The 20,857-nt window shown below is 57.7% G+C and carries 11 protein-coding genes; 3 read left to right on the forward strand and 8 right to left on the reverse strand.

Features of this window, described 5'->3' with window-relative positions:
- Positions 1-28: 28 nt before the first annotated feature.
- Complete coding sequence (locus EE949_RS11410) at positions 29-3,514, forward strand: indolepyruvate ferredoxin oxidoreductase family protein (protein WP_122664379.1); 3,486 nt, start codon at positions 29-31, stop codon at positions 3,512-3,514.
- Between the two features lie 121 nt (positions 3,515-3,635).
- Here EE949_RS11410 and EE949_RS11415 read toward each other — a convergent pair whose 3' ends face one another.
- From EE949_RS11415 to EE949_RS11450, 7 genes are all read right to left on the reverse strand, one after another.
- Positions 3,636-5,597, reverse strand: coding sequence for an acetyl/propionyl/methylcrotonyl-CoA carboxylase subunit alpha (locus EE949_RS11415; protein ID WP_122664380.1), 1,962 nt, complete (start codon positions 5,595-5,597; stop codon positions 3,636-3,638).
- Positions 5,594-6,409 (reverse strand): gamma-carboxygeranoyl-CoA hydratase, encoded by an 816-nt coding sequence (locus EE949_RS11420; RefSeq protein WP_122664381.1) that lies wholly within the window; start codon positions 6,407-6,409, stop codon positions 5,594-5,596. Before EE949_RS11420 ends, EE949_RS11415 begins: the two co-directional genes overlap by 4 nt.
- Before the next feature lie 13 nt (positions 6,410-6,422).
- On the reverse strand, positions 6,423-8,030 hold the full coding sequence (locus tag EE949_RS11425; protein ID WP_122664382.1) for a carboxyl transferase domain-containing protein: 1,608 nt from the start codon (positions 8,028-8,030) through the stop codon (positions 6,423-6,425).
- A gap of 143 nt (positions 8,031-8,173) precedes the next feature.
- Positions 8,174-9,337 (reverse strand): isovaleryl-CoA dehydrogenase, encoded by a 1,164-nt coding sequence (locus EE949_RS11430; RefSeq protein ID WP_122664383.1) that lies wholly within the window; start codon positions 9,335-9,337, stop codon positions 8,174-8,176.
- A 980-nt stretch (positions 9,338-10,317) separates the two neighbouring features.
- On the reverse strand, positions 10,318-11,217 hold the full coding sequence (locus tag EE949_RS11440) for a hydroxymethylglutaryl-CoA lyase (RefSeq protein WP_122664384.1): 900 nt from the start codon (positions 11,215-11,217) through the stop codon (positions 10,318-10,320).
- Between the two features lie 40 nt (positions 11,218-11,257).
- The gene (locus EE949_RS11445) at positions 11,258-11,647 is read right to left on the reverse strand and encodes a MerR family transcriptional regulator (protein WP_122664385.1); all 390 of its coding nucleotides are present in this window, start codon (positions 11,645-11,647) and stop codon (positions 11,258-11,260) included.
- Between the two features lie 249 nt (positions 11,648-11,896).
- Positions 11,897-12,832, reverse strand: coding sequence for a LysR family transcriptional regulator (locus EE949_RS11450; RefSeq protein WP_122664386.1), 936 nt, complete (start codon positions 12,830-12,832; stop codon positions 11,897-11,899).
- A 171-nt stretch (positions 12,833-13,003) separates the two neighbouring features.
- Between EE949_RS11450 and EE949_RS11455 the strand changes: the two genes are divergently transcribed.
- The gene (locus tag EE949_RS11455; RefSeq protein WP_122664387.1) at positions 13,004-14,227 is read left to right on the forward strand and encodes an acyl-CoA dehydrogenase; all 1,224 of its coding nucleotides are present in this window, start codon (positions 13,004-13,006) and stop codon (positions 14,225-14,227) included.
- A 189-nt stretch (positions 14,228-14,416) separates the two neighbouring features.
- Here EE949_RS11455 and metH read toward each other — a convergent pair whose 3' ends face one another.
- A complete protein-coding gene (metH, locus tag EE949_RS11460; RefSeq protein ID WP_122664388.1) occupies positions 14,417-18,124 on the reverse strand; it encodes a methionine synthase in 3,708 nt (1,235 codons plus the stop codon).
- Between the two features lie 165 nt (positions 18,125-18,289).
- On the opposite strand from metH, the gene EE949_RS11465 reads away from it, so the two are divergent.
- Positions 18,290-20,593, forward strand: coding sequence for a fatty acid cis/trans isomerase (locus EE949_RS11465; protein WP_122664389.1), 2,304 nt, complete (start codon positions 18,290-18,292; stop codon positions 20,591-20,593).
- Positions 20,594-20,857: the final 264 nt, after the last annotated feature.

The following is a 20,857-nucleotide window of genomic DNA, read 5'->3' on the forward strand; positions in this document are numbered from 1 at the left end:
TGCTCATAAAAATAAAAGGAGCACCTGAATGTCTTTGGCTGATATTCGTCTGGACGATAAATACCGGCTCGCGACCGGCAATCTGTATCTGACCGGCACCCAGGCGTTGACCCGTCTGCCCATGTTGCAAAAACAGCGTGATGAGGCCCGAGGGCTGAACACGGCCGGTTTCATTTCCGGTTATCGCGGCTCGCCATTGGGCAATCTCGACAAAAGCCTGTGGGACGCCAAGGATTACCTCAAACAGAACGCCATCCACTTTCAGCCGGGCGTCAACGAAGAGTTGGCGGCGACAGCGGTGTGGGGCAGCCAGCAAGTGAATCTGTTTCCCGAAGGCAAATACGACGGCGTGTTTGCGCTCTGGTACGGCAAAGGCCCCGGTGTCGATCGTTGCGGCGATGTGTTCAAGCACGCAAACTCGGCCGGTGTCGCTGCCAATGGCGGTGTACTGGTATTGGCCGGTGACGACCATGGCTGCAAATCGTCGACCATCGCCCACCAGAGTGAACATGCGTTCATTGCCTCAATGATTCCGGTGCTTAACCCCAGCAACGTTCAGGAAATCCTTGATTACGGCATTATTGGCTGGGAGTTGTCACGCTACAGCGGGTGCTGGGTGGCGATGAAAACCATTGCCGAGAACGTCGACTCTTCCGCTGTTGTCGAGGTCGATCCGCTGCGTGTGACCACGCAGATTCCAGAGGACTTCGAGATCCCCGAAGGCGGCCTGCACATTCGCTGGCCGGATCCGCCGCTGGCCCAGGAAGCACGGCTCAACACCTACAAAATCTATGCCGCACGCGCGTTTGCGAGAGCGAACCAACTCAACAAGGTGGTCCTTGATTCACCACAACCGCGGCTGGGCATCGTCACCACCGGTAAATCCTATCTGGATGTGCGTCAGGCCCTGGAAGAGCTGGGCATTGACGAAGCGCTGTGCGCTCAAGTGGGTATTCGCGTGCTGAAGGTCGGCATGAGCTGGCCTCTGGAGCCGGTTTCAGTGCATGGTTTCGCCGAAGGTCTCGACGAAATCCTGGTGGTCGAAGAAAAACGCAGTGTGATCGAAGATCAGTTAACCGGTCAGCTTTACAACTGGCCGGTGGAGCGGCGTCCTGTGGTGGTCGGTGAGTTCGACGAACAGGGCGAGTCGTTGCTGCCCAACCTCAGTGAGCTGACGCCAGCGATGATTGCCCGTGTCATTGCCAAACGCCTTGCGCCGTTCTACAGCAGCCCGCAAATCGAGGCGCGCTTGCAGTTTCTGGCAGACAAGGAGCAAGCGCTGCAAGCGCCATTGTTCAACACTCAGCGGACCCCTCACTTCTGTTCTGGCTGCCCGCACAACACCTCAACCCGCGTTCCTGAAGGCAGTCGCGCGCTGGCGGGTATTGGCTGCCATTACATGACCATCTGGATGGATCGGGCCACGGAAACCTTCACCCAAATGGGCGGCGAGGGCGTCACCTGGATTGGTCAGGCACCTTTTACCAATACCCCCCATGTGTTCCAGAACCTCGGCGACGGTACTTATTTCCACTCGGGTCACCTGGCGCTCCGCGCTGCTGTGGCATCCGGGGTCAATATTACCTACAAGATTCTCTACAACGATGCGGTAGCCATGACAGGCGGTCAGCCCATCGACGGCGTATTGCGCGTCGACCAGCTCAGCCGTCAGGTTTTCAACGAAGGCGTGCAGCGTATCGCTCTGGTGTCGGATGAGCCCGATAAGTACCCAAGCCGGGATGGCTTTGCACCGATCACCAGCTTTCATCATCGACGGGACCTGGACAGCGTGCAGCGCGAGTTGCGGGAGTTCAAAGGCGTCTCGGTGATCATTTATGACCAGACCTGCGCAACGGAGAAGCGTCGCCGGCGTAAACGCGGCACTATGAAAGACTTGGAAAAACGGGCGCTGATCAATGCGTCCGTGTGTGAAGGGTGTGGCGACTGCGGGGTCAAGTCAGGCTGTCTTTCCGTGTTGCCCAAAGAAACCGCTCAAGGCCGCAAGCGCGAGATCGATCAGAACGCCTGCAACAAGGACTTCAGTTGCGTCGAAGGTTTCTGCCCGAGCTTTGTCACCGTACATGGCGGCAAACTGCGCAAGCCTGAGCCGCCGACGCAGGTCCAGCGCTTTGTGACCTTGCCGGAGCCGCACCTGCAGAGTCTGGACAAACCCTTCAACATCCTGCTGTCTGGTGTCGGTGGTACGGGGGTGACGACTGTCGGGGCAATGCTGGGCTTCGCCGCAAACCTGGAGGGCAAAGGCTGCAGCGTGCTGGATCAGGCCGGTCTTGCGCAGAAATTCGGCCCCGTGGTCAGCCATATACGCATCGCGGCGCGTCAGGACGCATTGTTTGCGGTGCGCATTCCGGCGGGGGAAGCCAACCTGCTATTGGGTTGCGATCTACTGGTGGCGGCAGGCCCGGATGCCATCGCCAAACTCAACTCAACCTTTTCTCACGCGGTGGTTAATAGCCAACAGACGCCGACAGCTGAGTTCACCCGTAACCCGGATGCCGTGTTCCCCGGTGAAGCGATGAAGCAGACCATCCGTGATGCGGTTGGCGCGGAAAAAACTCACTTTGTCGAGGCCACAGACCTGGCGATTCGCCTGCTTGGGGATACCATTGCCAGCAACCTGTTCATGTTGGGCTACGCCTTCCAGCTGGGTTTCATCCCGTTAAGCTCGGCGGCGATCGAAAAAGCCATCGAACTCAATGGCGTGGCGGTGACACTCAATCAGCAAGCGTTCCTCTGGGGGCGGCGTGCGGCGCATGATCTGGGCGCGGTGCAAGCGATTGCTTACCCTCAAGAGCTGATCATTGAAGAGCCTCAGCCTGTTGACCTTGCGCAGCGCATCAAAGCCAACGTTGTGGCGCTGACCGAGTACCAGAATGCTGCTTATGCCGAACGTTATAGTCGTCTAGTCGAAAACGTGCGCCAGACCGAAGCGCGTTTGTTCCCGGGGCAATTGGCGGTGCTGACTGAAGCTGTCGCCTTCAGTCTGTTCAAGGTGCTGGCGTACAAGGATGAGTACGAGGTTGCGCGGCTGTACAGCAATGGCGACTTCAAACGTCAGTTACAGGCGCAGTTCGAGGGTGATTACCGACTGGAATTCCATCTGGCACCCTCGTGGCTGGCCAGACGTGACAAACAGACGGGGGAGCCGCGCAAACGCAGCTTCGGCCCGTGGATGATGAAGGCGTTTGGTGCTCTGGCGAAGCTCAAGCCGTTGCGCGGCACTGCATTTGATCCGTTCGGACGTAGCCTTGAGCGCAAGCAGGAGCGGGAGCTGATCGAGTCGTATATCGGCGACGTAGAGCTGATCCTGCTTAACCTCAACGCGATGAATAGGCATACCGCGTTGGAGTTGGCTCGTTTACCGGAGAAGATTCGGGGTTATGGCCATATCAAGGAGCGCGCCATGAAAGCTGCGAGCCTGCATGCTGAACGTGTACGTCATAGCCTGGTAACGGGAGAGGTCGTACCACCGAAGCTGTTTGAGGTGGCCGTCTAAACCCTCATAGGCAGTGGTCATGAGGTAAGTGAATCGCGGGCAGGCCTCGCACCCACATCCCTTGTGGGAGCCGGGCTTGGCGCGACGTCGTGGGATCCGCTTTAACCGTGAGGGCGGTAGTTCATTCTGCCAGCCCTTCAATCTCCACCAGCACAGCCCCCTCACTGACCATCTCACCCTCGCTGCAATGCAAAGCGCAGATAACTCCAGCGCTGGCCGCGCGGATGCTGTGCTCCATTTTCATGGCTTCGAGTACCACCAGTTGTGTACCCGCTTCGACACTCTGACCGACTTCAACCAGCACCCGTACCACGCTGCCGTTCATGGGCGCAGTCAGGCCGCCTTGCGAGGCGTTGCTGGTGTCTGATGCGGTAATCGGGTCAAAACGCCTGATTGCGTGCAGATCACCCGCCCACTTGAGGAACAACGTGTTGTTTCGACGCAGGGCGAGGTGCTGCTGTCGCACACCGTGCTGCGTGACCAGCAACTGATCGCCGATCAATTGATACGCTGTCAGCTCGTCACCGCGCAGCTTCATGACCTGCTCCTGGCCGTCACAAACCAGATGCAGGTCGACTTCAGACGCCACGCCAAAGCGCGTGCCAAGCGTCGACGACCAGGGTGAGTGCAGATCATCCTGACGAACCCGAGCAGGTTCACTCTGGCTGAACGCGGCAGCGGCAGCTTGCCAGAACTCATTCGATAACTGAGCCGCTTGTGGCAATAGTTGCGCCTGATGCCTGGGGATGAAGTCGGTGTCCAGCTCTGCCGCTGCAAATGCCGGATGAGCAATGATGCGTCGCAGAAATGGCAGATTGGTCCTGACCCCGCCGACCACGAACTCATCAAGCATCGCCAGGAGCCTCAAGCGGGCCTGTTCGCGGTCCTCACCCCAGGCAATCAACTTGCCAAGCATGGGATCGTAAAATGGTGAGATGCTGTCGCCCTCTGCCACGCCGCTATCAACCCTGCGTCCGTTATTGGCAGAGCACTCCCGGTAGAGCTCCAGGGTCCCGGTGGCTGGCAGGAATTCGTGGTTGGGGTCTTCAGCGTAGAGGCGTACTTCGATGGCGTGGCCGAGCAGGGGGACTTGCGCCTGAGTTAGCGGGAGCGGTTCGCCCCGGGCGACCCGCAATTGCCATTCGACCAGATCAAGGCCGGTAATGGCTTCGGTGACCGGATGCTCCACCTGCAGTCGGGTGTTCATCTCCATGAAGAAGAAATCGCCCCGCGCGTCGAGCAAAAACTCTACGGTGCCCGCACCTACATACCCAATGCTTTGCGCCGCCTTGACTGCAGCCTCACCCATGGCTTTGCGCAGTTGCGCACCAAGGCCTGGAGCAGGTGCTTCTTCGACGACTTTTTGATGGCGACGCTGGATCGAGCAGTCGCGTTCGTTGAGGTACAGGCAATGACCGTGCTGGTCGGCAAACACCTGGATTTCCACGTGGCGAGGCTTGAGCAGGTATTTCTCCACCAGCATGCGTGAGTCACCGAATGATGACGCGGCTTCACGCTGCGCCGACGCCAGTGCCTCGGCGAGATCCTCAACGCGCTCCACGACTTTCATGCCTTTACCGCCACCGCCCGCAGTGGCCTTGAGCAATACCGGATAGCCAATCCGCTCGGCTGCATCGCGAAAGGTCGCCAAGTCCTGGGCGTCGCCGTGGTAACCCGGCACCAACGGTACGCCAGCACTTTCCATCAGCGACTTGGCGGCGGACTTGCTGCCCATGGCATCAATGGCGGAGGCGGGCGGGCCGAGGAAAACCAGACCGGCGTTTTCGACGGCGCGAGCAAACTCTGCGTTTTCAGAGAGAAAGCCGTAACCGGGATGAATGGCCTGAGCGCCACTGGCCTGCGCTGCCGCAATCAGCTTATCGATTCGCAGGTAACTGTCTGATGCTTTACTGCCCCCTAAATCGACTTTGATATCGGCTTCGCGGGTGTGACGAGCATCCTTGTCGATGCTGCTGTGGACCGCGACAGTGGTCAGGCCGAGGTTTTTCACGGTTTGCATGATGCGGCAGGCAATTTCGCCACGGTTGGCGATCAGCACGCTCGTCAGTGTCGGGGCGCTCATGAGCGGGACTCCTTGGGCTGTCCGATCTGCCAGGCGGGTTGGCGTTTCTCCAGAAAAGCCCGCAACCCCTCCTGACCCTCAGCGCTGGTACGAATCCGCGCGATGCTGTTTTCGCAATACCGGCGTAATGCCGGAGTCAGCGCACCATTTCCGACCTCTCGCAGCAGGTCTTTGCTGGTGCGCATGGCTTGCGGGCTGTTTAGCAGCAAGTTATCGGTCCACTCGGATACCTGTTGCTCCAGTTGCTGCGCAGGATAGTGCTCGGCGATCAAACCGATTTCCCGGGCGCGTGCACCGTCGAAACGCTCCGCAGTCAGTGCATAGCGGCGTGCAGCGCGCTCGCCTATGGCCTGAACCACAAACGGGCTGATCACCGCGGGGGCGAGGCCAATGCGCACCTCGGACAGACAGAACTGCGCGTCCACGCTGCCGATGGCCATGTCACAGCAACTGATCAGTCCCAGCGCTCCCCCGAACGCTGCGCCTTGCACTACAGCCAGCGTTGGAATTTTCAGCTTGGCGAGGTTGTACATCAGCTCGGCCAGTTCGCGGGCGTCATCCAGATTGGTGTTGTAGTCCAGATGGGCTGACTGCTGCATCCAGGCCAGATCGGCCCCTGCGCTGAAGTGTTTGCCGCGCCCGCGAATGATCAGGAAACGCAGGCTGGCATCGGTCTGAACGGCATCCAGTGCGAGAATCAGTTCGCGGATCATCTGCGCATTGAACGCGTTGTTCTTTTCGGGCCGGTTCAGCCAGAGGGTTGCATACCCTCGCGGATCAAGAAGCAGTTCTACGGTTTGAAAATCAGTCATGAGCATTCCCTGATCACATGCGGAACAGGCCGAACGTCGTCGGCTCAATAGGCGCGTTAAGTGAGGCGGAGAGGGCCAGGGCGAGAATCTCCCGGGTTTGCGCCGGGTCGATTACGCCGTCGTCCCAAAGGCGTGCGCTGGAGTAATACGGATGTCCCTGGTGTTCGTACTGGTCAAGGATTGGCTGCTTGATGGCGGCTTCCTGAGAGGCGCTGAAGGGTTCGCCACTGCGCTCGGCCTGTTCACGTTTCACCTGAGCCAGTACGCCTGCGGCCTGTTCGCCGCCCATCACGCCGATTCGGGCGTTAGGCCACATCCACAGGAACCTGGGATCGTAGGCGCGGCCGCACATCCCATAGTTACCGGCACCGAAGCTGCCACCAATGATCACGGTAAATTTCGGCACTTTGGCGCACGCCACCGCCGTCACCAGCTTGGCGCCGTGCTTGGCGATGCCGCCGGCCTCGTACTTCTGGCCGACCATAAACCCGGTGATATTTTGCAGGAACAGCAGCGGAACGCCGCGCTGGCAGGCCAGTTCGATAAAGTGGGCGCCTTTCTGCGCTGCTTCCGCAAACAGAATGCCGTTATTGGCGAGAATCGCGATCGGGTAGCCATGCAGCCGCGCGAAGCCACAGACCAGCGTGGTGCCGAACAACGCTTTGAATTCGTCGAACACCGAACCATCCACAAGGCGTGCGATGACTTCGCGAACATCAAAAGGCTGTTTGGAGTCGGCGGGAATAACCCCGTAAAGCTCGTCAGTGGGGTATAGCGGAGCAATCGGCGTGACGCTGTTGAGTTGACCGAGCTTGCGCCAGTTGAGATTGGCCACACTGCGCCGCGCGAGCTCCAGTGCGTGTTCATCGTTATCGGCGTAGTGGTCGGCGACGCCAGAGATGCGGCAATGAACATCAGCGCCGCCGAGGTCCTCGGCGTTAACGACTTCCCCGGTAGCGGCTTTGACCAGAGGAGGCCCGGCAAGGAAGATCGTCGCCTGCTGGCGAACCATGATCGCTTCGTCCGCCATGGCCGGTACATAAGCGCCACCGGCGGTGCATGAGCCCATGACCACTGCGATCTGCGGTATACCCTGGGCACTCATGTTGGCTTGATTGAAAAAAATCCGTCCGAAGTGCTCGCGGTCCGGGAACACCTCGTCCTGTCGCGGCAGATTGGCGCCGCCGGAGTCCACCAGGTAGATGCACGGCAGTCGATTCTGCTGGGCAATGGCTTGCGCCCGCAGGTGCTTTTTAACCGTCAGTGGATAGTAGGAGCCGCCTTTGACCGTCGCGTCATTGGCGATGATCATGCATTCCACTCCTTCAACGCGACCGATTCCGGCGATCACACCTGCGGCGGGTACCTCTTCGTCGTAGACCTGCAGAGCGGCGAGCTGGCCAATTTCAAAGAAGGGTGAGCCTGCGTCGAGCAAGCGATTGATGCGGTCGCGAGGCAGCAGTTTGCCTCGTGACGTGTGCCGCTCCTGTGCTTTCGGACCACCGCCTTGCTGAATGTCGGCAAGCAGGGTGCGCAGCGCTTGAACCTGCTCCAGCAACGTGGCGCTGTTGATCGCGAATTCGGCGGAGCGGGTGTTGATGCGGGTTTGGAGGACGGTCATGGCTACTCCGGGCTCTGTGGGAGCGGTGCTTGCCCGCGATAAACGATAACGCGGTGCACCTGCAAAGCGCGTCTCATGTATCGCGGGCAAGCACCGCTCCCACAGGAGATCGCAGTTCAGTTCAAACTGATCAACGGATCAGTTCACCGGGATTCATTGAACAATTCACGCCCAATCAACATCCGCCGGATTTCGCTGGTGCCTGCACCGATCTCGTAGAGTTTGGCGTCGCGCAACAAGCGGCCAGCAGGGAATTCGTTGATATAGCCGTTACCGCCCAGAATCTGGATCGTTTCCAGCGCCATTTGTGTGGCCCGCTCAGCGCTATACAAAATGATCCCGGCGGCGTCCTTGCGCGTTGTTTCGCCACGTTCACAGGCTTGGGCCACCGCATATAAGTAGGCGCGGCTGGCATTCAGTTGGGTATACATATCAGCGATCTTGCCCTGTATCAGCTGGAACTCGCCGATGCTCTGGCCGAACTGCTTGCGATCATGGATATAGGGCACCACCACGTCCATGCAGGCCTGCATGATCCCGGTCGGTCCACCAGAAAGGACGACGCGCTCATAATCGAGGCCGCTCATCAACACTTTAACGCCGCCATCCAGCTGCCCGAGCAGGTTCTCTTCCGGGACTTCCACGTCGTCGAAAAACAACTCGCAGGTATTGGAGCCTCGCATGCCCAGCTTGTCGAACTTGTTACCACGGGAGAAGCCTTTCCAGTCCCGCTCGACGATAAACGCGCTGATGCCATGAGCCGCCTTTTGCAGGTCGGTCTTGGCGTAGATGACATAGGTGTTGGCGTCGGGGCCGTTGGTGATCCAGGTCTTGCTGCCATTCAGGACAAAGCGGTCGCCGCGTTTTTCGGCGCGCAGCTTCATGGACACAACATCGGAGCCAGCGTTTGGCTCACTCATGGCCAGTGCGCCCACGTGTTCACCGCTGATGAGGGAGGGCAGGTACCTGGCTTTCTGCGCCGGATTACCGTTGCGATTGATCTGGTTCACGCACAAGTTCGAATGCGCGCCGTAGGACAAGGCGACGGATGCCGAGCCGCGACTGATTTCCTCCATTGCCACTACGTGCGCCAGGTAGCCAAGGCCTGCGCCGCCGTATTCTTCATCGACGGTGATGCCCAGCAACCCCATGTCGCCAAACTTGCGCCACAGGTCAGCGGGGAAGAGGTTGTCTTTGTCGATCTGCGCCGCGCGAGGGGCGATTTCAGCCGCGACAAATGACTGAACCTGATCACGCAACATGTCGATTGTCTCGCCCAGAGCGAAATTAAGGCTGGGGTAACTCATGGTTAGCGTTCCTTTTTATTTTTGGATGAGTCGCTATGACCTTTACGTTAACGTAAGCCTGTTGAGCGAGGTGTGTCAATGCAATCTCGTAAGTGCGTCAATCAGGCGCAAGAAGTGCTTTGCTGTTGCTTTTGATTCAGCAAATTTGTGTCATGTACGAATCTTATGTACGCCACGAGAATAGCGTCGGAAGGCTGAGCGCAGGAGCTGTGGTGTGGGTCGCTCGGCATGGATGCCGAGCGAGCGCCGTTGGGCCAGGGATGGCCCGTCGGCGCGTGCCCGCACCACAGCTCCGGAGTCGAAGGAACCCCTGCGAAGCAGGGGCCGGACGTCAGCGCAAATGGTTTTGGTTACTTTTGTCGAAACAAAAGTGACCCGGCCGACAGGACGGAACCGAACTCAGCGACGTCGCAAATTCATCATCAAACCCCAGACAGCACGAAGGGGAGCCTGGGCTCCCCTTCAAGGTATTTCTCGATGCTCTTTTTTATTGTTGGGCGGCCTGTTGTTGTTTTTGGTGGCCGTACCCTTACCGCTGTTTTTAGCGATCCCCATTCAGGATCAAGAGCAAACGTATTTTTTTGAGCGCTGATGCGGCTTTTATCTTGTCGATCCAACCAGGTCTGGCGCTACCTGAAGGTAGTTTTATTGTTCTCTGTCCGGTCGCGAGGAGCTCTTTCAAGACCCTCCGAAAAGCTATCCACTCCAAAAAAATCTGTTAGCTGCGCCTCTGTCCGTGTTGTTCTTGTTATGTCAGAGCCGATACGTCTTGTTTTTATTGGGTTACTGCATTTTTTTATTTTTGTTGTACTGAAGATATAGCAGGAGCCGTGCCAGCTTTTGAAAAGCCTTTTAAAACAGGGGCTTGATTGAGCTGGGTGCGAAAAATCCAACGATGCAGGCTGTCAGCTGTTTCCGTGTTACCCGTTTTTTCCTGCTTGATGCGGGCAGGGTAACACTCTGCGGCAACATGTCGCACCTTAGGCCGACAAACGAGCCCTCGCCACGCGGGAGCCGTTGGGCTTGCCGAGCACATCGCAAATTCGCTGACCGGCCGCTGTCAGCCGATCCAGATCCACGCCGGTATTGATGCCCAGACCATTGAGCATATAGAGCACATCCTCGCTGGCGACATTGCCACTGGCACCTTTGGCGTAAGGGCAGCCACCGAGGCCGGCTACCGAGCTGTCGAACACATGAATGCCCTCCAGCAGGCTGGCGTAGATGTTGGCCAGCGCCTGACCGTAAGTGTCATGGAAATGGCCGGCGAGCTTGCTCCGGGCGATGCGTCCTGTGACCACCTCGAACAATTCGCGGGTCTTGCCAGGTGTGCCAGTGCCAATCGTGTCTCCCAGAGAGACCTCGTAACAGCCCATCGCAAGTAGCTCGTTGGCCACAGCCGCAACCTGCGCAGGCTCGATGTGACCTTCGTAAGGACAGCCCAATACGCAAGACACATAGCCGCGGACCTGAATGCCATGCAGGCGAGCAGCCTGCAGAACAGGGACGAAGCGTTCCAGGCTTTCGCTGATTGAGCAGTTGATGTTGCGCTGCGAAAAGGTTTCGGACGCCGAGGCGAAAACAGCCACCTCTTTCACCCCTGCGGCCAGGGCGTCTTCAAAGCCACGAAAATTCGGCGTCAGTGCCGCGTAGGTGACGTTGTCTCTGCGCTGGATCCGGGCAAAGACGTCTGCCGACCCTGCCATTTGCGGCACCCATTTGGGCGATACGAAGCTGCCAACTTCGATATGACTGAGACCGGTTGCTGAAAGGTCATCGACGAGATGGACTTTGTCCGGAATGCTGATGGGCTGTGCTTCGTTTTGCAGACCGTCACGGGGGCCTACTTCAACCAGGCGTACTTTTTCAGGTAACGGCATGTCCGGCTCCATCTCGAAAGATTCGAGAATAAGTCAGTAATTAATTGATAGTTATAGTTTTATTAAGCGCAAGCTTGCAGCGTTCTTCTGCGCTGTCCAGTTCCAGCTGCATCTGCTGGATGTCAAGCAACTGCTGTTCCAGTTGGGCGCGGCGCTCACTGATTTTGCCGAGCATGGTGTGAAGTTGTTTGTGATTACCGCCGGTGGGGTCATACAGCTCGATCAGCTCGCGGCATTCGGCAAGCGAAAAGCCGATGCGCTTACCCCGCAAAATGAGCTTTAGGGTGACCTTGTCTCTTGCCGAGTAGATACGCTCCAGGCCACGTCTTTCAGGGGCTAGCATGCCTTGCTCTTCGTAAAAACGGATCGCCCGCGTGGTGATATCCAGCTCGCGGGCGAGGTCGGAAATACTGTAAGTCTGACTGGTCATGAACGTGCTCGGCAAAGGAAGCAAAGACTTAACCTAAGGTTCCCTTTACGTTTACGTCAAGCAGGAAGTGTTGCCGGGCTAACTCAGCTCGATAACCTGAAGCCGGATTATGTGGGAGCCGGGCTTGCCCGCGATGCGTAAACCGCGATTTGACCGTGGTGCCGAGCTACCTTGATCGCGGGCAAACCCAGCTCCTACGGTCGATAATCGATATCTTTTAAAATATCTTAATAACAATGAGTTGCGGTTTTATATTAAAGCCATTTCTAGCTTGTTTTCCTGCGCCGTCACTTGCTGACACAGCTCGATTATCTGCTCGCGCATCCAACGGTTGGCCGGATCCTGATCGGTGCTTTCGTGCCAGTACAGGTGAGTTTCGACTGCCGGAACATCATGCACCGGGAGGGGGAAGTAACGCAGGTCGTGGCGTTTAGCGAAGCGTTCCGGCACGGTCATGACCATGTCGGTCTGTTGCAGCACCTGTGAGGCCATCAGGTAATGTTGTGAGCGCAAGGCAACCTTGCGCTGGATGCCCATTTTGCCCAATGCCAGATCGACGTAGCCCAGGCCGCTGCGACGGCTGGAAATATGGATATGCGACAGGGCCAGATAGTCCTCCAGCTTGAAGACCTCTCGACTCGCAAGGGCATGACCTTTACGCATGGCACAGACGTATTTATCGGCCATCAGCTTGACGTGACGTACTTGCGGGTCAGTATTGAGTGGCGCGTCTACGGCAAAATCCAGCCGCCCAGCAGCCAGTTCCTTGGTCATCTCCCGGCGTTTTGACAGGAAGCTTTCGATGGAGACCTGTGGGGCGAGGCGACGCAGGCGTTGAAACAGGGCTGGCAGGACCACCGCTTCAGTCAGGTCGGTCATGCTGATCCGGTAATTCTTGACGGCGTGGAGCGGTGTGAAAATCCGGCTTTCCTGTACAGACACCCGCAACAGCGAGAGCGCGTTACGCACCGGGCCGATGATGTTCTGCGCCATGGGCGTAGGCACCATGCCTTGCGCGGTGCGCACAAACAGCGGGTCGTTGAAGGTCTCACGGAGCCTGGCCAATGCATTCGACACAGCGGGCTGGGTGATGCCGACAATCTGTCCGGCGCGAGTCAGATTGGCTTCGGTATAGATTGCGTCGAAGACGATGAAAAGGTTGAGATCGACCTTGCTCAGGTTCATTCAGTGCGCCTCGTGTGCTGTTCTTGTTTTGTCGCTTCCTGGACGAAGCGTGGCCCGATCATATATCGGTTATGAATGTTTATACACGCTGAGAATAGGTTAGATAAATGTTGGGGGGAGGCCTAGCATCGTCACACGACCTTACAAACCTCACTCAGAAGGTAGCTGCCCATGGATTTTGCTTACTCCCCGAAGGTTCAGGAACTGCGCGAGCGCGTGACGGCGTTCATGGATAACCATGTTTATCCCGCTGAACCGGTGTTCGAGCGGCAGGTTGCTGAGGGTGATCGCTGGCAGCCTACGGCGATCATGGAGGAGCTCAAGGCCAGGGCCAAAGCCGAAGGCCTGTGGAATCTTTTCCTGCCTGAGTCCGAGCTGGGTGCCGGCCTGACTAATCTGGAGTACGCGCCGCTGGCGGAGATCATGGGCCGCTCGCTGCTTGGGCCTGAGCCGTTCAATTGCTCGGCGCCTGACACGGGCAATATGGAAGTCCTGGTGCGCTACGCCAGTGAGGATCAGAAAAAACAGTGGCTCGAACCGTTGCTGCGCGGCGAGATCCGCTCGGCGTTCGCCATGACCGAGCCTGATGTTGCGTCGTCTGACGCCACGAACATGGCTGCCCGTGCCGAGCGTCAGGGTGACGAATGGGTCATCAACGGGCGCAAGTGGTGGACGTCAGGTGCCTGCGATCCACGTTGCAAGATTCTGATCTTCATGGGCCTGAGCAATCCTGACGGTCCGCGTCATGAGCAACATTCGATGATTCTGGTACCGACAGACACTCCAGGGGTGAAAATCGTCCGTGCCTTGCCGGTGTTTGGCTATGACGATGCGCCACATGGGCACGCAGAGGTGGTTTTCGAGAATGTGCGGGTGCCTTACGAGAATGTACTGCTGGGTGAAGGTCGTGGTTTTGAAATCGCCCAGGGACGTTTAGGGCCGGGACGTATCCATCACTGCATGCGCTCAATCGGCATGGCCGAGCGTGCGCTGGAATTGATGTGCAAGCGAGCGATCAGCCGCGAGGCATTCGGGCGACCGTTGGCGCGATTGGGCGGTAACGTCGACAAGATTGCAGACTCGCGGATGGAGATAGATATGGCGCGCCTGCTGACGTTGAAAGCGGCCTACATGATGGACACGGTGGGCAATAAAATCGCGAAAAGCGAAATCGCCCAGATCAAGGTGGTTGCGCCCAACGTCGCCTTGAAGGTGATCGACCGCGCTATCCAGATTCATGGCGGCGCAGGGGTTTCCAATGACTTCCCGCTGGCCTACATGTACGCCATGCAGCGCACGCTGCGACTCGCCGACGGCCCGGATGAAGTTCACCGGGCAGCGATAGGCAAGTTCGAGATTGGCAAATACGTCCCGAAGGACATGCTGCGGGGATGAAGGCTACGGCCTGTGGGGGATTCCATATTGACCTGCAAGCGCAAACCCTGTGGGAGCGAATTCATTCGCGAAGGGGGCGGTATAGTCGCAGCCTATGTATCGCCTGATATACCGCCTTCCCGAATGAATTCGGTCCCACAGGCTCATCATGAGCCTGAGGTCATGGCAAGCCTGTGGAACGGTGCTTGATTACTCGTCATACCCCAGATTAGGCGCTAGCCAGCGCTCGGTCACACTCAGGTCCTGACCTTTACGCGCGGTGTAACTTTCCACCTGATCCTTGTCGACCTTGCCCACGGCAAAGTACTGAGCCTGCGGGTGGGCGAAGTACCAGCCGCTGACGGCCGCAGCCGGGAACATTGCGTAGTGCTCGGTGAGGAATACGCCGCTTTTGCCTGGCTTGCCGTCCGGCATCGGGTCCAGCAGTTCGAACAGTGTGCCTTTCTCGGTGTGATCCGGGCAGGCTGGATAGCCGGGAGCAGGGCGGATACCCGCATATTGCTCTTTGATCAGCGCATCGTTGTCCAGTTGCTCATCCTTGGCGTAGCCCCAGTGCTCTTTACGCACTTGTTGGTGCAGCCACTCGGCGCAGGCTTCCGCGAGACGGTCAGCCAGGGCTTTGACCATGATCGCGTTGTAGTCGTCGCCAGCGTCCTGATAAGCCTTGGAAACCTCTTCGGCACCAATACCTGCGGTAGTAATGAAGCCGCCTATATAGTCGGTGACGCCGCTGTCTTTAGGCGCAACAAAGTCAGCCAGCGAGAAATTTGGCTTGCCATCGGTCTTGATGATTTGCTGACGCAGGTGATGCAGCTTCGCCAGCGGCTGGCCATCGTCGCCGTAGACTTCCAGATCGTCGTCATTCACCTGATTGGCAGGCCAGAAACCAAACACGGCGCGGGCGCTGATCAGTTTTTCGTCGATGAGTTTGCGCAGCAGTTGTTGAGCATCGGCAAACAGTGACGTCGCCGCTTCGCCAACTACTTCGTCAGTGAGAATGCGCGGATATTTGCCGGCAAGATCCCAGGAGATGAAGAACGGCGTCCAGTCGATATACTCGGCCAGCACATCCAGATCGATATTTTCCAGCACCTTCGCGCCGGTAAACGTCGGTTTCACCGGAGCGTAGGTCGCCCAGTCAAACTGCGGTTTCTTGGCAACCGCAGCGCCGTAGCTCAGGCGCTCTGTACGCGCGCTACGAGCAGAAGTACGTTCGCGGACTTCAATGTATTCGAGACGGGTCTTCTCGATGAACGCCGGTTTCAGTTCCTTGGACAGCAGCTGCGTTGCCACGCCCACTGCGCGTGATGCGTCAGTCACGTAAATCACGGCATCGTTGCTGTACTTGGGTTCGATCTTCACTGCCGTGTGCGCTTTGGAAGTGGTCGCGCCGCCGATCATCAGTGGCAGATGGAAGTCCTGACGCTGCATTTCCCGGGCAACATGGACCATTTCATCCAGCGACGGAGTAATCAGGCCAGACAGACCAATAATGTCGCACTTCTGCTCTTTGGCAACCTGCAGGATTTTCTCTGCCGGGACCATCACCCCCAGGTCGACAATGTCATAGCCGTTACAGCCCAACACCACACCGACGATGTTCTTGCCGATGTCGTGGACGTCGCCCTTGACCGTGGCCATGAGGATCTTGCCCTTGGCTTCTGGCTTGTCGCCTTTTTCCAGCTCGATGAACGGGATGAGGTGAGCAACCGCTTGCTTCATTACCCGAGCCGACTTGACCACCTGTGGCAGGAACATTTTGCCCGAGCCAAACAGGTCGCCAACGATGTTCATGCCGGACATCAACGGGCCTTCGATCACTTCGATCGGACGGGCGAATGACTGACGGGACTCTTCGGTGTCTTCAACGATGTGCGTGGTAATGCCCTTGACCAGAGCATGCTCCAGACGCTTGTTCACCGGCCAGCCACGCCATTCCTCGGTTTCTGCTTCTTTGACGCTGCCGTCGCCCTTGAACTTGTCGGCAATCGCCAGCAAGGCGTCCGTCCCCTCAGCGGTGCGGTTGAGCACCACGTCTTCGACACAGTCGCGCAATTCGGCCGGGATCTGGTCGTAGATCTCCAACTGGCCGGCGTTGACGATACCCATGCTCAGGCCATTGCGGATCGCATACAGCAAAAACACCGAGTGAATCGCCTCGCGCACCGGGTTGTTGCCCCGGAACGAGAACGAGACGTTGGACACACCACCGGACGTCAGCGCGTAAGGCAGCTCATCGCGGATGTAGGCACAGGCGTTGATGAAGTCGACGGCATAGTTGTTGTGCTCTTCGATACCGGTGGCGATGGCGAAGATGTTCGGGTCGAAAATGATGTCTTCCGGCGGGAAGCCCACTTCATTGACCAGAATGTCATAAGAGCGTTTGCAGATTTCTTTCTTGCGGGCTTCGGTATCGGCCTGACCGGCTTCGTCGAACGCCATGACCACCACCGCAGCGCCGTAGCGCTTGCAGAGTTTCGCGTGATGAATGAACTGCTCGACGCCTTCTTTCATGCTGATCGAGTTGACGATGCCCTTGCCCTGAATGCACTTGAGGCCGGCCTCAATCACTTCCCACTTGGAGGAGTCGATCATGATCGGCACCCGGGAGATATCCGGCTCGCCTGCAATCAGGTTGAGGAAGGTCACCATGGCCTTCTTCGAGTCCAGCATCCCTTCGTCCATGTTGATGTCGATCACTTGAGCACCGGCTTCGACCTGCTGCAGGGCGACTTCCAGGGCTTCGGTGTAGTTATCTTCACGGATCAGACGGGCGAAGCGGGCGGAACCGGTGATGTTGGTTCGCTCGCCGACGTTGACGAACAGGGAGTTGCGATCAATGGTGAACGGTTCCAGACCCGACAGGCGACAGGCTTTCGGGATATCCGGAATTTGCCGTGGGGCATAACCGGCGACCGCTTCAGCGATGGCCTTGATGTGGCCCGGCGTCGTGCCGCAGCAGCCACCCACTATGTTCAGGAAGCCGCTTTGGGCGAACTCCTCAATGATTTTTGCGGTCTGGCTCGGCAGCTCGTCGTATTCGCCAAACTCGTTCGGCAAGCCCGCGTTAGGGTGTGCAGAAACGTAGGTGCTGGCCTTGTTTGACAGCTCTTGCAGGTAAGGGCGCAGATCGCTTGCACCGAGTGCGCAGTTCAAGCCGACCGAGATGGGCTTGGCATGGCTGATCGAGTTCCAGAACGCTTCAGTTGTCTGGCCGGACAGGGTGCGGCCGGAGGCGTCGGTGATGGTCCCGGAAATCATGATCGGCAATTCAAAACCGATCTCTTCGAAGACGCCTTGCACGGCAAAGATCGCCGCCTTGGCATTGAGGGTGTCGAAAATGGTTTCGATCAGGATCAGGTCGGCGCCACCTTCGATCAGGCCGCGCGTTGCTTCCGTGTAGTTTTCAACCAGCTCATCGAACGTGACGTTGCGATAGCCTGGGTTGTTGACGTCCGGCGACAGCGAGCAGGTACGGCTGGTAGGGCCCAGCACACCGGCGACGAAGCGCGGCTTGTCCGGGGTTTCCAGCGTTTTGGCGTCAGCGACTTTACGTGCCAGTCGAGCACCTTCCACGTTCAGCTCATAAACGATCTCTTCCATGCCGTAATCGGCCTGGGAAACCTGAGTGGCGTTGAAGGTGTTGGTTTCAAGAATGTCAGCGCCAGCGTCCAGATAAGCCTTCTCGATGGCGCCGATCACGTCCGGACGCGTCAGTACCAGCAGGTCGTTGTTGCCCTTGACGTCACTTGGCCAATCGGCAAAGCGTTTGCCGCGATAGTCTTCTTCCTCAAGGCGATAGCTCTGGATCATCGTGCCCATGCCGCCGTCGAGGATCAGAATCCTCTGCTGAAGAGCTTGCTGGAGAGCATGAAGACGGGCGCTGCGATCAGACATAGGGCTACCTGGAAAAGATCGATACAGAAAGGTCGAAATGATAGCAAACCCGAACGGTTTTAGTGTTGATAACACTTTGGTATGAATATCGCTCATGTTGGTGTGCGATATCCTCTGTAGAATTGCTGCGTTTTTTCACTTCTTTAGATCTTTTGGACGCTGGATATGCCGTATCGCTTCGTTGTAAGCATCGCAGTGTTGTCGATGTGCGGCATGTTCCAGGCTCAGGCGGGCGATCAGCCTGTGCAGCCGAATATTTCCTACGTTCGGGATATCCAGCCGATCCTTACCGAAAAGTGCGTAGCCTGCCACGCCTGCAACGACGCGCCGTGCCAGCTGAATCTGGGGGCCGGGGAGGGCGTCGCCCGTGGGGCCAGCAAAATCCCGGTGTATGAAGGGGATCGCAGTGTCGCCCAGGCGCCGACTCGTTTGTTCATCGATGCCAACGGGCCGAAAGCCTGGGAGGGCAAGGGGTTTTACTCGGTGCTCGACGCTCAGGGCAGTCAGGCCGCGCTGATGAGCAGAATGCTAGACCTGGGACGTAATGCGCCGCTGGAGCCCAATGCGAAGATTCCACCTGAGATCGCATTGGGGCTCAATCGCGAGAATCTTTGTGCTCAGCCCGGTGAGTTCAATGCTTACGCTCAGGCGCATCCCAAGGAAGGCATGCCGCTGGCAGTCGCCGGGCTGACCGACGCTGAGTATCAGACCTTGCAACGCTGGTTCGCAGCGGGCGCGCCTACGGACGACAAGGCGCTGAATCCGTCTATCAGCGAAATATCACAGATTGCCGAGTGGGAAGCGTTACTCAACCAGCGTGGGTCTACTCAAGCGCTGGTGGGCCGGTGGCTATACGAGCATTTATTCCTCGCGCACATCTACTTTGTTGGTGGTGAGCCAGGGCACTTCTTTCACTGGGTGCGCTCGCGTACGCCGAGCGGTCAGCCGATCGACGTGATAGCAACGCGCAGGCCGAACGACGATCCGGGCAGTGATTTTTACTACCGCCTTGAGCAAGTCAAAGGCGTGATTGTCCACAAGACGCATATTACTTACCCGCTCGGTCCGCAGAAGATGGCGCGGGTCAAACAGCTGTTCTACGGCAACCAGTGGCATGTCGATTCATTGCCCGGCTATGGGCCGGGGCGTCGGGCCAATCCGTTTGAAACCTTTGAGGCTATTCCCGCAGTAGCCCGCTATCAATTCATGCTGGATAACGCCGAGTACTTCGTCCGTACGTTCATTCGCGGACCGGTGTGCCGCGGTCAGATCGCCACTGATGTGATTCGTGACCAGTTCTGGGTGATGTTTCAGGAGCCCGCTTTTGATCGCTACGTTGCCGACGCTCGATATCGCGGTCTGGCAACGCCACTGCTGGCAATGCCGGGGCAAAACGATGACGTGGGCAGTGTGCTGAGCCTGTGGCACAGCTATCGGGACAAACGTAACGAATACGAAGACCTGCGCCGCGACAGCTACGCCCATATGCCGCCACCGGGCTGGGCAACGTTGTGGGCGGGTAACGACAATGCGCTGCTGACGGTTTTTCGTCATTTTGACAGTGCTTCGGTCAATAAAGGCTTGATTGGTGAAGTGCCTCAGACCTTGTGGCTGTTTGACTATCCGCTACTGGAACGCACGTATTACCAGTTGGCAGTGAATTTCGACGTTTACGGTAACTTGTCGCATCAGGTTCAGACACGTTTGTATTTTGATCTCATCCGTAATGGCGCCGAGGTTAACTTCCTGCGCCTGATGCCCGCAGACAAGCGCGACGATCTATTGAGTGACTGGTATCGCAACGGCGGCAAAGTCAAAATGTGGCTGGACTATCAGGCCATCGACGATGACACGCCGAGCGGCATGAAGCTGGATGAAAAGGATCCGAAACGTGATTTCGCCCTGAAGCTGGTGGAGCGCGCCGGTACGCTGAATGCAGCCCCGGACCCGATCAATCGCTGTTCAGGTGCATACTGTTCACGAGCCGGTATCAGTAACAGCTTCGCTCAGGTTGAGCAGTCGCTGAGCCATCTGACGGCGCAGCCTGCGGCGGGCTTGAAGGTGATCGATTATCTGCCCGAGGCAACCATGTTGCGTATCGAGGACGGCACGGGCAAGCGAATGATGTACAGCATGCTGCGTAACCGCGCTCACACCAATGTCGCGTTTCTACTGGGCGAGTCTTATCGCTACCAGCCTGGGCTGGATACGCTGACGATTTATCCGGGTGTATTGGCGAGTTACCCTAACTTCATGTTCAACGTGCCTGCCAATGAGGTGCCCGAATTCGTTCAGATGATGCAGCAGGCCAGGCACCAGCCAGAGTTCGAGAAGGTTGTGCAGCGTTGGGGTGTGCGGCGCAGCAATCCGCAGTTCTGGACCTACTTCCATGACCTGACCCGGTACATTCAGGAAACCGATCCTGTTGAGGCAGGGGTAATGGATATGAATCGGTATGAGAATCTGTAGATTTGCGTCGCCCTTATCGCGGGCAAGCACCGCTCCCACATGAGATCGAGATCCCCTGTGGGAGCGAGGCTTGCCCGCGAAGAACGAATACGCGGTGTAGCTGAATAATCTCATTGGCCAATTCGCGGGCAAGCCTCGCTCCAACGACGAAAATCCGTTCGGGGCATCGAGCACCGTGTACGCGAATTCAGTGCCTTAAAGTCCTGCCAACCCACATCCCACATGGCCTGCGGCCATCTACCGCTGACCGGAAAAGTCATTTTT

It is taken from the genome of Pseudomonas viridiflava (assembly GCF_900602065.1).
Lineage (GTDB): Bacteria > Pseudomonadota > Gammaproteobacteria > Pseudomonadales > Pseudomonadaceae > Aquipseudomonas.